9 protein-coding genes and 3 pseudogenes are annotated in these 15,785 nt (G+C 55.8%); 4 read left to right on the top strand and 8 right to left on the bottom strand.

Annotated features, from left to right (window positions below):
• Positions 1-102 precede the first annotated feature (102 nt).
• The 3 genes and pseudogenes from ACFR99_RS03025 to ACFR99_RS03010 all read right to left on the bottom strand — a co-directional run.
• A pseudogene (locus ACFR99_RS03025) lies at positions 103-408 on the bottom strand (Glu/Leu/Phe/Val dehydrogenase); the annotation flags it as partial.
• 655 nt (positions 409-1,063) lie between these two features.
• Positions 1,064-2,284, bottom strand: coding sequence for a tyrosine-type recombinase/integrase (locus ACFR99_RS03015; protein WP_390284263.1), 1,221 nt, complete (start codon positions 2,282-2,284; stop codon positions 1,064-1,066).
• A gap of 540 nt (positions 2,285-2,824) precedes the next feature.
• The gene (locus ACFR99_RS03010; RefSeq protein WP_390284261.1) at positions 2,825-3,460 is read right to left on the bottom strand and encodes an IS6 family transposase; all 636 of its coding nucleotides are present in this window, start codon (positions 3,458-3,460) and stop codon (positions 2,825-2,827) included.
• Between the two features lie 52 nt (positions 3,461-3,512).
• Between ACFR99_RS03010 and ACFR99_RS03005 the strand changes: the two are divergent.
• Positions 3,513-3,809, top strand: a pseudogene (locus ACFR99_RS03005) (zinc ribbon domain-containing protein); the annotation flags it as partial.
• Positions 3,810-3,854: 45 nt separating this feature from the next.
• Here the strand turns inward: ACFR99_RS03005 and aceB are convergent.
• The 3 genes from aceB to ACFR99_RS02990 all read right to left on the bottom strand — a co-directional run bounded on the left by aceB (position 3,855) and on the right by ACFR99_RS02990 (position 7,008).
• Complete coding sequence (gene aceB / locus ACFR99_RS03000) at positions 3,855-5,159, bottom strand: malate synthase AceB (protein WP_390284257.1); 1,305 nt, start codon at positions 5,157-5,159, stop codon at positions 3,855-3,857.
• Positions 5,160-5,415: 256 nt separating this feature from the next.
• The gene (locus tag ACFR99_RS02995) at positions 5,416-6,183 is read right to left on the bottom strand and encodes an IclR family transcriptional regulator (RefSeq protein WP_390284255.1); all 768 of its coding nucleotides are present in this window, start codon (positions 6,181-6,183) and stop codon (positions 5,416-5,418) included.
• 456 nt (positions 6,184-6,639) lie between these two features.
• Positions 6,640-7,008 carry a VOC family protein gene (locus tag ACFR99_RS02990; RefSeq protein WP_390284253.1) on the bottom strand — a complete coding sequence of 123 codons (369 nt, stop codon included), beginning with the start codon at positions 7,006-7,008 and terminating at the stop codon, positions 6,640-6,642.
• Positions 7,009-7,554: 546 nt separating this feature from the next.
• Between ACFR99_RS02990 and ACFR99_RS02985 the strand changes: the two genes are divergently transcribed.
• Positions 7,555-10,545, top strand: coding sequence for an FAD-binding and (Fe-S)-binding domain-containing protein (locus ACFR99_RS02985; protein WP_390284251.1), 2,991 nt, complete (start codon positions 7,555-7,557; stop codon positions 10,543-10,545).
• 534 nt (positions 10,546-11,079) lie between these two features.
• A complete protein-coding gene (locus ACFR99_RS02980; protein ID WP_390284249.1) occupies positions 11,080-12,816 on the top strand; it encodes an L-lactate permease in 1,737 nt (578 codons plus the stop codon).
• Between the two features lie 110 nt (positions 12,817-12,926).
• Here the strand turns inward: ACFR99_RS02980 and ACFR99_RS02975 are convergent, their stop codons facing one another.
• Both ACFR99_RS02975 and ACFR99_RS02970 read right to left on the bottom strand, forming a co-directional pair.
• Complete coding sequence (locus tag ACFR99_RS02975; protein WP_390284247.1) at positions 12,927-13,649, bottom strand: fumarylacetoacetate hydrolase family protein; 723 nt, start codon at positions 13,647-13,649, stop codon at positions 12,927-12,929.
• A 132-nt stretch (positions 13,650-13,781) separates the two neighbouring features.
• Entirely contained in the window at positions 13,782-15,071 is a 1,290-nt protein-coding gene (locus ACFR99_RS02970; RefSeq protein ID WP_390284245.1) for an MFS transporter, read from the bottom strand.
• Positions 15,072-15,541: 470 nt separating this feature from the next.
• On the opposite strand from ACFR99_RS02970, the pseudogene ACFR99_RS02965 reads away from it, so the two are divergent.
• A pseudogene (locus ACFR99_RS02965) lies at positions 15,542-15,785 on the top strand (IS6 family transposase); the annotation flags it as partial.

Here is a 15,785-nt window from a genome sequence, read left to right as displayed (position 1 = left end):
CCCGCCAACCGTCTATCCGTGTGATCGATGGTGGACTGTGTAGCGGAGTGTCGGATTCGTCCTGACCCTACCGGATCAGGCGTTCTCCTTGAATATCCGTAATTATGGCCAGAGGCCGCGATTAGCATGGGCGTCAACCAACCACGAGAGTGGGATGATGTATGCAGCATCTCGCCACGTCACATCTCTCTTCGGCCTCAACTCGGACATCATTCCATGCGAAAATCATTTTTTGGTTCAGCTTGTCCTGTACTTCCTCGAGCGACCACGACCGTCGATTGATATCTTCTAGTCATTCGAAATAGAAGACGGCGACTCCGCCTGCATTGGCGAGAATGTCCGGTACAACCGGAATATCGCGTCGGCCAAGGTTGTATCCGCCGCGAACATACTTGGACCGTTCGCACCGAGGTGGATAGCCCTTGTACTAATCTGGCGAACAGTTGATTTCTTCGTTCAAATCACGCTCACTGGAAAAAACGAGAAAGCACCACTGGTGACGGCAGAAAATACGCTTACACTGCTGAAAAAGCAGACAGGAATCGGCTAGCCACGCTGCACTTTCCATGTGAATGCCCCATTGAGAGCAGCAGCACTATTCTGCTTCATATGTGAAATCTACAGTAGTCAGGAGTCCAACCAGATTACGGCTGTGGGTTACTTCCGGGTCGGATATAATTGCTGATTCGGCTGAGATCATGCATCTCAGCCTACTAACGGCAATATAGCCTCATTAGCACCGTACCGATATTCTATATAGCAATATACAATTCATTAGTAGTGGATCTCAGCCAGATAACACTCGAAAGTCCGGAATCAGCCGAATGAGCGTTTTCGAGATTCACTGTGCATTAGTACAGTAATGCACAGTGAACTTATGCACCTCCACACTGTACGGGAAACCGAGCAGATGGATCCCAGCGATTCAGCGGCTACATCCGTGGACATGCTCAAGAACGCTTAGACGTCGACCCGTCTGCGTGCGAGCCACTCGATTTCTCGAGGAAATCACGGCGATAGCCACACACCGAGCACGAATACGAGTAGGTTTATCCGGCACCCATTATTCGCCGAATGCCTCTGCGAGCCGCTCGCGCATATATTCACGCCGATACTGTCGCCGTTCGGCCTCTGAGAGGTAGTTTTTCAGCACGACACTCGCATCGGAACTGCCCTGATCGGCTGCGATCGCGTCGAGATTTTCAAGCAACTGCTTTTGGGCGTTCGCATACGCCGTATACCAAAAACGTCGACCCATTTTCGAGGTCGGCGTCTCGCCACGTACCCGAACTCCAGCCCGCTCGGCGATCCGTTGGAAACGCGCTTGTATCGTCTCGCCGACGACATGGCCGCTTTCGGCCCGGCTCGAGGGGAAGAGATAGCCTGTCCACTCCCGATCGGCAGCGCCGAGGGCGTCGATCCGATCGGTCAGCGTTTCGCGGCCATATAGCAACGCGACCGTGCCAGGACCGTTCTTGCGCTCCTCGAAATAGATGTACGGGTCGTCGCCCTCGAGTGCGAGTTGGGAGACGTGCAACGAAGCAACCTCGTTGCGACGCAAGCCCCACCCACAGAGGGCGAGCACCAACAATTCCTCGTCGGGACTCTCGACAGCGTCGTACAGCCGTCGAACTTGCTCACTCGAGAGTGCTGGGTTGTCTGGTTCCGAGCGTTCCCATCCATACTCCATGTCGATGTTTTCGGCTGGATTATACGCGGCTTTCCCCCGGCGCTGGAGGTGCTCATAGAGCTGCGAGACGTCGCCGAGATAGCGGAGTTTCGACGCCTCGCTGTCTAAGTCTCGATCTAACTCGTCAAACACCGCGAGCACCCGTTCGATTTCATCGGCCCGATGCTCGAGGTCGTCGAGGCGATCGGCAAGATCGGCGCTGCCATGCACGTCTCGATACAGGCGCACGTAGGTCGCCAGTCGCGAGCGTTTCGTCTTGACCGTGCTCTCGGCGAGGTTGCGGCGCCGCGACAGTGTGCGGATGTACGACTCGAGTTCGTCGACGGCCCGATCGTCGTCGATGCCCCACTGGTAGCCCTCGCTGTCGTCCTCGAAGTACCCAACCGATTTCAGGAACTCTCCGAGCGTCGTGTCGTGTTGTTCGCGCAAGGCGTCTTGGAGGCCGCCGTAGCCCGTCTCGAGGAGGTCACTGTACGAGGGTCGCTCGGAGAGATCGACGCCGGCCCGTCGGAGGTCGGGTTCGATTTGCTTGTTCCAAAACGTGCGGAGTTCGTCGAGCGACTTGTGCGACCAGCGAATTCGCTCGCTACTCATCGGCCCACCCGCTCGAGAAGGCCGTTTGCTCCGGGGTGTGGTGATTCTAAGACTGCCATTTCTGTACGTCTATGTTTTCGTGACAGTCACTAATAGTTATCGTGTATTTCGTTGTCGCCGTGGGACAACCTAAATACACCCTATAGCCAAGAAAGTCAGGTGAATTGAGATAAATCACATATCGCTACATAAAATTTCCGTCAATCTGAATGGGCAGCTTGCTTGTCGAATTCATCGAAGACAGCCGTCTCAAGAACGAACGGAACGGTTCGGGCTTAGTCGTGGCCTTCGACGACTGCCTCTTTCATGATACGGAACCGCTCGCCGTGGTTGTCGTAGAAGTTCACGATCTGAAGTTCTGGCATGGCGATCACGTAGCCCTTCGGTGGCGAACCCGACAGCGAGTAGACGATTCTGCCGATCGTGGCCCATATATGTGTTTTGCGCCTGTATAGAGCTAATGAGAGCAGTGCGTGGCTCGATGCTGAGCTCATATACGATACTTCGTCAAGAGTTTTGACTCTCGCTCAAGGGTAGTGTTCAGATAAGCTGATTCCATGCGAAGCTGAACGATCTGAGCCAGTCGTCGGCAGTTTCTGCTTCAGCATTGCTAAAGCAGTTTGAGAAGCAGAGAGTTCGTCGTTTTATCTCTCGAAAGATACGTTCAACAGCATTCCGATTTCCATGTTTCTCGTATCTGAAATCGAAGCCGTGACGCTGACATGCATCTTGTAACGAATGCGATCCATCGACGAGAAACACGGCGTCGGAGACGTCGTGCTTCTCGGAGAGTTCCGTAAGAAACGAATGAGCAAGAACCTTCGTTATTGTCAGCTCAAGCTTTGTATGGACCAATTCGTTTGTCTTGGGATCAACTGCGGCGTACAGCCAATACTGCTCATTATTCAGTTGGATCACAGTCTCGTCAACCGCAACGTGATCCGGACACCGATCAGATTCAGGCTGTAGATCGGCCTTGTGAACCCAATTGTGAACGGTGAATCGAGCGCGTTCGACACCGAATATCTCAATAATAGAGACAGTATTCAAAAGCGAGAGTCCCGCGAGATGCAGCTGAATACTGAGCTTCATCAGCAATCGCGGTGTCGCTTCTCGTTCAACAAACTCTAAGTTGATCTCGTCTAAACAACCATTGAGGCGGTCGTTTTCGGGCATAGATCACTCAGAAAACGAACCGCCTCATCCTTCATCCTTATCTGAACACCGCCAAGAACACAGCATCCTTGTTGACCGCATAGACGAGGAGAACACCTCGAAGACGTGTTCGTGTTGCGGACAGATTCGGGACAGCAACCGCGTGGAACGTGGTCTGTATGTCTGTGAGTCGTGTGGAACGACGATGAACGCAGACGTGAACGGTGCGGTGAACATTCGCAGAAAGATAACTCAGAGTCCCCCGACGGGGGATATGAGTAACAGCTGGTTGGCACAGCCCGGAGTCTTCCTGTTCGACCGCGAGAGCGGACGGTTCACACCGAGAGAACAGGGCGACTGCAAACCCTAATATCCCAACGCTCGAGATTCCTCCGCCTTCAGGTGGAGGAGGATATCAACCAACGACCATCGCGCGTTCAACGATTTCCTCGCCGTAGATTTCCTCAAGGTCTTCATGTTGATCAGGACGGTTCTCGTATACGTCTTGGAACAGGGAGATTGGCGTTTGAGCGGCCTGATAGGTGGCCTCGTCCCACATCCGGTCGTTGCTGATCGTGACTTCGATCCCGTCAATGAGCAGTGTCGCTGATTGCTCCATCGCGATGGCACCCCGTCCAGCCTCTTTGGCAGCTTCGAACTCCTCCATCGAGTCAACGATGTCAGTCATGCTCGGGATGTAGTCGGCCCGGTCTAGCAGCTCTTCTTCCAGTTCGTTTGTGTCGAGTTCACGCTCGTCGCTGCCGATCTGGAGTCGATACTGCTCATCACCGATCTCCTCGAGTTCAACATCATCGCCCTCGTAAATGTAGAGCCCGTCTTCCTCTGCGAGTTTGACCTCACGGCCATTAACGTCGAGGCGCCAGCTACCGGTCTTCGGCGGCAGCGGTGACTTGTTCGCTTCTTCCACCTGTCCGGGCGTTAGCGACCAGATACCAAGCATTCCTTTCGCCTGATTCTCGGTCATGCGCTCGTGGTAGCCTTCGACGTCACGGATGTCGTCGTACGGACCGTCGATCGCGATAAGTCCGTTCGCACTCGCACCCCGTGAGGTGTTGTGACGAAGCTCCGGCCACGGCGGCAATTCACCCGTAGGCGTGATCGCACGCATGTCCTTGGTGTAGTCGACCTCACCGTCCACGAGAAGGAACAAGCGCTCGAGGTTGTTCGACGGCTTGCCCATCTCGTCACGGAGGTCGCCAAGCGCCAGTTCGGCCTCGCCGCTCTCAACGATAACGGACATAGCCAGACTCCCTTCCTCTAGGCCGTACTCGTTTTCAACAACGGTAATGAACTCGTCTGCCTTTTTCCAGTCGTCGATATCGCCGACCTCCGGGATCACGAAGCCGTCGATGTGTTCGATGGCTCCCTTTTCGGGATTGGCGATCTGCAGCAGCTGCTGGAGACTCTGATAGCGAGTGCTGGGGCTGTCCCTGTGCCAGACGATCCGAGGATGGATCTCTCCGGGGAAATCGGCACCATCTTCCGAGAGAACGTCAACGATATTTTCGGCCCCTTCCTCACGCATCGACGGTGCTGTCGCGTCTTCGTTGTCCGGAACCCAGACGTCAGGTGCTTCTATTCCGCGAAGCTGAACCGCACGTCGGAGCATCTTGGCAGAGTCTTCTTCTCCTTTTACCGCAGTTGGCGTAGTAAAGAATGTTCGCACGAACTTTCGATCGTGCCGTCGTTGTACACTCATGAATCCGATGAATAGTATTACTTTCCAATATTAAAGTGTTTGGGAGGAGTCGTTCAGTCGTCAGTACGTGGAAGATCACTTGTTGGGTCGACAGTCAGAAGACCCACTTCGGGGTATGGGTAGGAATTGGTTCAGTGTAATGTAGATACGATAGACGTGGGAAATAGTGACTAGAAAAGTACATCGAAGATCCAGAACACTGGACTGACTGTCTGGCTTTGCTTCGGTCTCAGTGGGCCAGGGAATTCGAGATCCGTTATACCTTGTACTTATTGAGCTCGATTACGTTCGCTACGCGACAGAGTTGATTAACAAACTCATTCGATTCCCAGTCGTCGCTGATTCGAGCAGTCGGCCCCGAAATGCTGATTGCGCCGATGACATCCGACTCGAATCTAATCGGCGCAGCAATACAGCGGAGTCCCTCAAGGCGCTCTTCGTCGTCGACCGCAAAGCCACGTTCCCGTGTTCGTTCTAACTCCTTGAGGAGATCGTCGTAAGACGTTATTGTCTGTGGTGTTATTTCCGGTAATCCATGTCGGTCGATGATTTCGTCGACTCGTTCCGTCGGAAGGTGAGAGAGGATGGCTTTTCCGAATGCCGTACTGTGCATATGATGCCTGCACCCAACATACGTATCTAAATCGACCGCTCGTTCGCCTTTCGCCCGACAGAGATATACTCCCTTCCCATCCTCTTCAATGACAAGATGTACTAACTCTCCTGATGCGTCCGCTAGTTCCTGGATCTTCGGTTCGGCGACTTTGTAAACGCCTTTCTTACTTCGTATTTGGCTGCCAATATCGAGGAATTTGAGGCTGAGACGATAGGTCTTGGTCTCGGGATCCTTGATAACATACCCATGTTCCTCGAGCGTCGTGAGATGATTGTGAATGGCACTTTTTCCCATCTCGAGTTCACTCGCCAGCGTCGTGACCCGTGCCTCTCCGACCCGGGTGAGTTCCGAGATAATCTGCAATGATTTCTCGGTCGTCCGAACAGGGTTTTTGGCACTTTTTCCCATACGGTATTGAATTACATGCGGAATCATAAACTTTGTTCTATAATAGAAAACAGGATAATGGTTGTCGGGTTAGTGTCCCACCGTGATACAGGGGCGCGTCAATACTGGTATCTTACTCGAGAGTTGGAATATATATGGCGTTCATCCGTCTTGATACACAGTGATTCTCTTATAGAGAACAGATACGATAATTATGGATTTTCACTTACCTTTTTCCGGAGTAAAAACCCCTGGCATTACAGAAGTACGGTTGTAATACGAAGGCAGTGTTTGGGTCTGATAGACCGGTATTCTCATATAGAGAACAGTGGGTTTCCCGTATCACAGTGAGATCGTCAGTAGGAGAGCGAAGTCGGAGACTGTGGACCAGACTAGACACCCATATGGGGACACCAAGCTGTTCAGACAAAAGGACGGTTTCGAGAAGAACGTCTATCCGTAGCTACGCCAATAGAACTATTCTAATGGCTGAACGAGTTCGACTTTTCGTCCATCAGGATCGTAGACGAATGCCGTCCGAGCACCTGCTTCGGGCTGATCTCCTGGTTCCTTCACAACACCGTAATGATCGATCTCGTCGAAAACGTCATCGACATCGTCGACGCCGATAGCGAGATGGTCCCACGCCGTTCCTTGTTCGAACTCCTCGTCATCACTAGTGTCGGAGAGTTGCAGTTCGGTACCGTTGTCGTCCGCAATGTATCGATTTTGTGTGTTCCCGCCCGGCGTTTCGAACTCCCATGTTTCTTCGAATCCAAACTGTTCATAAAATTCGATGGTTTCGTCAGCGTCGGCGACGTTGAGATTGATATGGATAAGCTCCATATCCTACATCCTGATACTGATCTATTAAATTCATTGGGTATCAGTTAGGGTGGGGATATCAGCTACGACCCTCGAGCCATATCTGATCACACGACGGCTGTGCGATTAAGATGGAAATCGTTTCAGCTGTCGCTAGTACGGAAAATCGAGTTGCGAGGTGACCGCTCAAGCGACCACGTGTACTGGTAGTAATCGTCTCAGAATGGGTAGCCAAGCGATGAACCTGTCGCCGTGATTCTGGGCTGTTCACTGAGTGATATCGGTTTTGCCATGTCTTCGTCCTGGACCATGTCGGCAATGCAGATCGGTCTCTTCATTGTTACGTTCGATGTCGAAGACGTAGATGGCGGCGAATCGCTTGCAGAAGGTGTTTGCTTTCGCTACCCGAATGGTTTCCTGACCTGTACGCCGAGTACCGAGTCCGAGCACGGCTCTTGACGGTTACGATGAACCTCTCGGCAGCGTCCGAGTGCTATATTTTACATCCCTTCGAAGACGGGAATATAACAATAGTGTTTATAATAATTGATCGTAGAAGAGTATACGATGGCCGTTGAAAAGTCACGGGATGACCTAAGTAGCTACGAGGAGTTCCGAGATGCGCTTGACCATGAGTACAGCGATGTCGACGAGTACGCAGAACTCGCGGACGATCTTCGATCAGTCGTTACGGGGGAGGTGCGTTTCGACGAATACGCACAGGTGTTGTACGCGACAGACGGCAGTATCTATCAAGCCCGACCTGCGGGCGCTGTCCTCCCTCGAGACACCGAAGACGTACGAAACGCTGTTCGCGTCGCCGCAAAACACGACGTTCCGATCATAGCACGGGGAGCCGGTTCGTCGCTGGGTGGGCAAACGGTCGGACCGGGCTGTGTCGTGCTCGATATGACCACATATATGGACGATATTCTCGAGATTGATGTCGAGCGACGACGAGCGCGTGTCCAACCGGGGGTCGTCCAGGACGACTTTGACGAGCACGCCGAACAGTATGGACTGAAGTTCGCGCCGGATCCCGCCTCCTCGAACCGGGCGACGATCGGTGGTGGGATCGGGAACAACTCGACCGGCGCACACTCGGTGCGGTACGGCATCACCGACGCCTACACCGAGGAGCTGAAAGTCGTCCTCGCCGATGGCTCAATTATCCACACTCGAGAGGTCGTCCTCGATTCCGAGGAGTGGAACGAAATCGTCTCGAAGGACGACCGCGAGGCGGCAATCTATCGAACCGTTCGTTCTCTCGTCGAGGAGAATGCCGACGAGATCGAGGAACGCTACTCCGATCTCAAACGTAACGTTTCCGGGTACAACCTCGACAGGGTGATTTATGAAACTGAAGACGGCGAGGAGGTCATCAACCTCTCGAAGCTGTTCGTCGGCGCCGAATCCACGCTCGGCGTGGTCGTCGAGGCCGAGATCAGTCTCGTCTCGCTTCCCGAGGAGACGGCGCTCGTCCTCTACTGTTTCGAGGACCTGATCGACGCACTCGAGGCTGTTCCCGAGGCCCTCAAGTTCGATCCCAGTGCGGTCGAGTTAATGGACAGTGAGGTGTTCAGACTCGCGCGGGAGTCGGAACAGTTCTCTCGCTACGAGGAGCCGATCCCCGACGGGACGAATGCGGCGCTGATGCTCGAGTTCGACTCCGAGCTTTTCGACGATTTCGAGGCGGCGATCGGCCGGACGAACGCCCACTTCGTCGACGAGGGCGATGCCTTCGAAGCGCTCGAGGCGTACACCGAGGACGCGCAGGCGAAGCTCTGGAAGCTTCGTAAGGCTGCGATTCCGCTGTTGATGAGCCTCGACGGCGATCCGAAACCATACCCGTTCATCGAGGACGCGACGGTCCCGCCGGAAGAACTTGCCGAGTACGTCCAGCAGTTCATGGACGTCCTTGAGGATCACGACACCACCGCTGCCTACTTCGCTCATGCCGGTAGCGGGACGCTGCACATTCGGCCGATCCTCAACCTAAAAGAGGACGAGGGGATCCAGACGATGCAGTCGATCACTGAGGACGTAACCGACCTCGTCCTCGAACACAACGGGTCGTTCTCCGGGGAACACGGCGACGGACTCGCGCGAACGGCGTTCAATCCGAAGATGTACGGCGACGACCTCTGGGAGGCGTTCAAGCAGGTCAAGTCAGTCTTCGACCCCGACTGGCGGATGAACCCGGGAAAAGTCGTCTACACCGACGAGAATCCGACAGATATGCGTGAAAACCTCCGGTACGGGGACGGCTACACGTCGATCGAGCCCCAGACGAAACTGGACTTCTCCGACGAGGGTGGATTCTCGCAGCTGGTAGAGCTCTGTAACGGCTGTGGGACCTGCCGGCAGACAGACGACGTGATGTGTCCGACTTACCGCGGGATGAAAGACGAGATCGCGACGACACGCGGCCGCGCGAACATGCTTCGGGCAGCGATTTCGGGCGAGATCCCTGAAGAGGAGCTGTACTCCGCGCGCTTCCAGGAGGAGGTGCTCGATCTCTGTGTCGGCTGCAAGGGCTGTAAGAGCGACTGTCCAACCGGTGTCGACCTGGCGAAGCTCAAAGCGGAGACCAAGCACCAGTACCACGAGCGTGAGGGAACTGGGCTACGAGAACGGCTGTTCGGGAACGTCGACACGCTCTCGAAGATCGGGAGCACGCTCGCACCGCTTTCGAACATCGGACCGAAGCTACCGGGAAGCCGCCTCGTGTTGGAGAAGGTCGTCGGCATCGCTCCCGAGCGGACGCTCCCCTCGTTCGAGCGCGAATCCCTTCAGGACTGGTTCGTCGAGCGCGGCTCGCGGGTGAGCCCGCGGGAGGCCGACCGAAAGGTCGTGTTGTTCCCCGACACCTACACGAACTACAACTACACCCGCCCCGGGAAAGCTGCCGTGCGCGTGCTCGAGTCGGCTGGCGTCCACGTCGAGATTCCTGACGACGTCGCTCCGAGCGGCCGCGCAGCCTTCTCGGTCGGAATGCTCGACACCGCTGAAGAGCGCGCCCGGACGAACATCGAGCGATTCGCCGAGTACATCGAGGACGGCTACGAGATTGTCACCGTCGAACCGTCCGACGCGGTGGTGTTCCAGGACGAGTATCTCGATCTGGTGACCACGTCGCAGGCGGAAACGGTCGCCGCCCACGCTTACGGTATCAGCGAATACATGGACGAGTACCGGCTCGTCGAACGGTTGCCCCTCGACGAGACCGATGAAACGCTCGCGTATCACGGTCACTGCCACCAGAAGGCGACCGGCAAGGACCATCACGCCGTCGGCGTGCTCCGGCGGGCCGGCTACGCGGTCGACCCGATCGAGTCCAGCTGCTGTGGCATGGCCGGCTCGTTCGGCTACGAGGCCGAGCACTACGACCTCTCGAAGTCGATCGGCGAGCGACTCTACGAGAAACTCGACGCGAGCGAGGGAACGCCGGTCGCACCCGGTGCGTCCTGTCGGAGTCAGATCGGCGATCACGAAACTCGAGACGAGAAGCCACCGCATCCGATCGAGAAAGTGAACGAACTACTCACGGCTTCGTAGCCGTCTCCGTGATTCGGGATGTTTTTGCGAATCTCGGATGAATGCCTGCTGTGATGATCTTTGACGGAACATAGAACCCGAGAACGGACGTGTTCGTCGCTCGCGGCCGGCTCGCGTGGCTCGAACAGCTACATTGGTTGAACGGCATTGCGATTGAGCAGCGACCCGAGCGGCTCTTCACAGGGGCCCGCTGGCGACGACTCAGGCTCGAGCATGTCTTTGATCTCGAGTTCCTCGCTGGTCATCGACTCGACGAACTATTCGAAGCATCTCTCGTGCCGAAGATACCCGCCAGAACTGGCCAATCCTATAAACTTATAATGGTTATTTATCTGCCGTAATTCTCGAGAGCGAAAAACGAAATCTGCATCCAGATGGGCTATTCGATATCTACAGTGGTTCGAGGTATGATAACAGTCGACAATTATAAATACGAAATGAACACTTTACTTTCCATGCCAGATTCGATCAGAGATGGCATCGAGGTAGCGTTCACATCATCAATACTCGTACGAGCTACCGGGGGTGGTTTGAATGGTTAGTCCCACCGAGCTCGTACTTGCGGCGACGCCACTCGTACTCGCGGGCGTGCTACTCGTCGGGCTGCTATGGCCGGCGACGCGCGCGATGCCGATCGCGTACGCCGCCGCGCTGATCGTCGGCTACTTCGTGTGGGATATGCCAGGAGAGTACCTCTTCGCGGCCTCTGCGGTCGGCGTCATGACGGCGATCCAAATCCTCTGGATCGTCTTCGGCGCGTTGCTTCTCCTGTATACACTGATGCAGGCCGGCGCGTTCGACCGGATCAACCAGGGATTCGCGACTATCAGCGACGACCGCCGGGTGCAGATCGTCCTGATCGGTTTCTTCCTTGCGGCGTTCATCGAGGGGGCAGCAGGCTTCGGAACGCCCGCGGCAGTTGTCGCGCCGCTCCTGTTGGCGCTTGGATTCCCGGCGCTCGCCGCTGTGATCGCTGGACTGGTTGGCCATGTCCTTGCTGTCACGTATGGTGCGGTCGGAACGCCGATCGTCATCGGAATTCAGGACCCACTCAGTTCCACCCAAGCCACGAGCACGGCGATTACGGATGCTGGATTCACTGTCCAGGGGTATTCGCTTGAGGTCGCCGTCTGGGCGGCGACCTACCACACGCTCATCGGGTTCGCCATGCCGCTGTTCGCGGTCGCGATGGTCGTCTACTTCTTCGGCGATACGGACGAGCGCAGCCTCAAACCCGCCTGGGAGGTCGCACCACTGTGTCTGTTCTCCGGAATTGCGTTCGTCATCCCCTACTGGTTGTCGGCACAGGTTAGCGCCGAGTTCCCCAGTCTGATGGGCGCGATGGTCGGCGGCGCGATCGTCGTCACCACCTTGAAAGCGGGATACTTCGTGCCGGACGAGGAGTGGGACTTTCCGGACCGCAGTGAATGGCCCGCTCATTGGGTCGGAACAATCGAACCCGGCCAGGCAAACGCACCCGGTGTGGGGAGCGGCGCTGGCGACGCAACCGCTGCTGACGGCGGAGTTGACACAGCAAGTATGTCGCTGCTCCGCGCTTGGACACCGTACATTCTCCTGGTCGTCTTGCTCGTCGTTACTCGAGTCGTTGATCCGCTTCCCGCCGTCTTACAACAGTTCGGGACTCAGTGGAACAATATCCTGGGAACCGGTCTTAGCGGGAGTGTCGACTGGGTGTACGTTCCCGGTTTCTGGCTGTTCATCTGTGCGCTGATTGCGATCCCCCTGTACGGGATGTCCGGCAAGGAGATCAAAGCTGCGTGGTCAGAGGCAGGACAGAAACTCATCGCCCCCTTGATCGCGCTCCTGTTCGTTATCGCGATGGTACAGGTGATGCTCCAGTCCGGCGCTCATGCCGAGGGTACGGAAAGCATGATCTTCGTGCTTGCACAGGCGACTGCCAACGCCGTCGGACCTGCCTACCCGTTCATCGCCCCGCTCATTGGTGCACTCGGTGCCGCGATGGCTGGTTCGAACACGGTGTCGAACATCACGTTCGGCGGATTCCAGTTCGAGGCCGCATCACAACTGGGACTGCCAACCCAGATAATCGTCGGCGCGCAGGCTGTTGGCGGCGCCATCGGGAACCTCGTGGCGATTCACAACGTTGTCGCTGCGCTGGCGACCGTCGGCCTCGTCGGCCATGAGGGACGAGTCATGCGGCTGAACCTGATCCCACTCATCTACTACGCGGTCGGTGTCGGTATCATCGCGACCGTGTTCAGCTACATCGTCTTCCCGGGACTTTTCTGAGCGGCCCCGGACCGTTTTTACAGCCGCTCGAGGCTCGTCACAGTGCACCCTTGCGAAACGGGTGTTGAAACTGGTCGATCCCCGACGGTCTGCTCCCGCTGGAACAGTAGTTATTCAATGGGATCGACAACCGAATTTCGGAGTGTTCCGACGTTCTCGTAGGTGATCTCGATGGTGTCTCCGGACTCGATTAGTCCGGGATTTGCAGGGCTACCGAACGCAACGACGTCACCTGGACAGAACGTGAACCGCTTCGAGAGATACGAAATAACTTCATATGGATCGAACAGCATGAGCGCTGTGTTCGCCTCCTGCCGTCGTTCATCGTTCACGTCCGTCCACATATCGATCCCTGTTGGATCGATATCAGTCTCGATCCACGGACCGAGCGGACCCGAGCCGTCGAAGGCCTTTCGTGCAGTCCGGCCCTGTTGGTCGAGCGCGTCGATATCGTTCATAATCGTGTAACCGCGGACGATTTCCGGAACTTCGTGTTTCGAGAGATCGTGACAGGTGTCGTCGATCACGGCCGCAAGTTCACCGGCGTAGGTCAGTTCGTTCGTGAATTCGGGATACGGGATGGGTGATTCATGCCCCAGCAGGGATGCAGGCGGCTTGATAAAGAAGTCGGGTTCCTCGGGCCGTTCGTACTCCATCTGTTCTAGAGTCTCCACGTAGTTGCGGCCGACACAGTATAGTGCCGAGGGGTCACAGGGCGGCAAGAGTTCTCCGTCGACGCCGACCTCATAGCTATCGTCGTCGGTATGCACGACGCCGTCTTCGTACCGTCCTGTAACCGGTCCTTCGGAAGTTTCGATCCTTGCGAGTCGCATTACCTGTGGTCGTGATTCTAGGAGTGTAGCTCTACCGATTTCGGCTATCTCGGTCGACTCGTGACTGAGAGTGTATACATTCCGGATCGCTTCGGACGCCTTCGGTACCTCGAGATATATCGTGGAATCTGACTACTCGTTAGTCGATTCCACAGCGCTTGCGCTTGCGCCGGTGTATCCACCGGCGAGCAATGAGTAGCTGAGCAGGGATGCGAGGAGTGCAAACCCGGCGAGCGTCGTGAACATCGCGAACTCGCCGAAGCTTTCGTAGATGACCCCGGTGATAGCAGCTCCGAACGCGCCGATTCCGAACGTGCCGACGTATGTAAATCCATAGGAGAGGCCGCGAGCGTTCGCCGGGGAATACTGTGCGATCGTCGCCTGATAGAGCGGCTGGATCATAAACAGGAGGAAGCCGAGCACTGCACTGATCAGTGCGAGCGAGACGATACTGGCCTGTGCGGCAGGGATGAAAACAAGGGCGGTAATAGAGAGTGATCCGAGGACGACCATCAGGCTCCGTTCGGTCGCCATTTGATCGGTGAGTTTCCCACCGACGTATTGTCCGCCGATGCCGACCATCAGAAGTCCCGTATAGAAGAACCGAGACGGTTCGAATTCCTCTGCCATCGGCGAGTTCGGATTGAATACTTGAATGTCTCCGACGAGGGGATCGAGCATCGTGGTGAGAATCTCGGGCAGCAGCGTCAGCGTGCCGCGATAAAACAGTCCGTTGAGCATCACGATGACGAAAACGATAGTGAATCCCGTGGCAAACAGCGCTTTCGACCCGGCCCACAACTCTGAAAGTGAGGCTGCCGACGCCGTGTCTCGTGAGTCAGTGTCGCCCTGTCGAGTTCTCGTCCCTGCGGTCTCGTCGAATCGAGCCCGTAACGCGTAGATTGCGACGAGCAGGGCTGGAACCGACAACAGGACGGTGACGAGTCGCCAGTCAACGACGAGCAAGAGTACTGCAGTCACCAGTGGGCCGAGTGCAATTCCGGCATTCCCTGCCATCCCGTGATACGCGAACGCCGTTCCACGATCGACGACGCCCGTACTGATCAACGAGAGCCCGGCCGGATGATAGATACTCGCCGCGATCCCCCAGCAAATCAGCGCGAGGACGAGGACGGGGAGACTCGGAGCTATGCTCAGGAGGAGAAACGACACACCCATCCCGATCAGACAGCAGACGATGAGCAGTCTCGAGCCGTAGATGTCGGCGAGGACACCGGTCGGGAGTGCCCCTAATCCGAACATCGCATATCCGGCAGAGACTACGATGGCGAGGGTGCCGATCGAGATTGAGAATTCGTTCACCCACAGTAGCATGAGGATTGGGATCGAGAGCTCATACGTATGCACCATTGCATGCGATAGCATAGCAAAGGACACGATAGATCGGTCGTTCGTATTCATAATCCTGACTAATAGTTCGATTCCAGATAGGTAAAAAACATCCCTTTCGAGTCGGAGGTATTTCGTTAAGCGTGAAACGTGGACAGAACAATTATTCTGGTACCCTATGCCCCCAAACATCGACCACCCCCGCAGTCGTATCATCTAGATCGATTTTGTGGAGCGAGAGCGGACACTGCACCAACTGATAGAGTTGGATACTCGATTTCGTCTTGCTAGATTATCACTATCGAATACAATTCGAGAGCGTGAGAAGTCTGGTACCGAATGCAGTCGGAAGACAGTCTGTGGTTGGGCCCAGAAGTGTGATCTACAACCAACAGCTGACGTGAATCCAAGTCGTGTTGCGCTCAACGGTACTGCCTAGTTTACCTCTGTCGGCATCTGTCCGTTAAGTGATTAATTCGGTTGTTGGGCACCGTCTAGTTAGCGCGGTTTGAGGAACGAGCAGGTCGTAGAGTTAGTTTGGAATGTTGCTCGCAGACCTGCTCAGCGAGTGCTACGCGGTGGAATTTGATGAAGCTTGGGAGCGTGAGCGGACGGCGACGCCTGTCAGGGTGTTCGCTGTCCGCCTCCACGCGACGGGTTGTTCGCTCCGAGAGACACAAGCGATTCTTCGCTTGATCGGCGTAGAACGCTCTCATCAAGCGATCTGGCACTGGGTACATCGGCTGGCTGACAGCGTTCCAGACCCGCCGACGGCGAAGCCGTCGC

It is taken from the genome of Haloarchaeobius amylolyticus, from assembly GCF_042678045.1.
In the GTDB taxonomy this organism is placed as follows: Archaea; Halobacteriota; Halobacteria; order Halobacteriales; family Natrialbaceae; genus Natrinema; species Natrinema amylolyticus_A.
The sequence above is the reverse complement of the archived record's forward strand: the minus strand, read 5'-3'. Positions and strand labels throughout refer to the sequence as shown.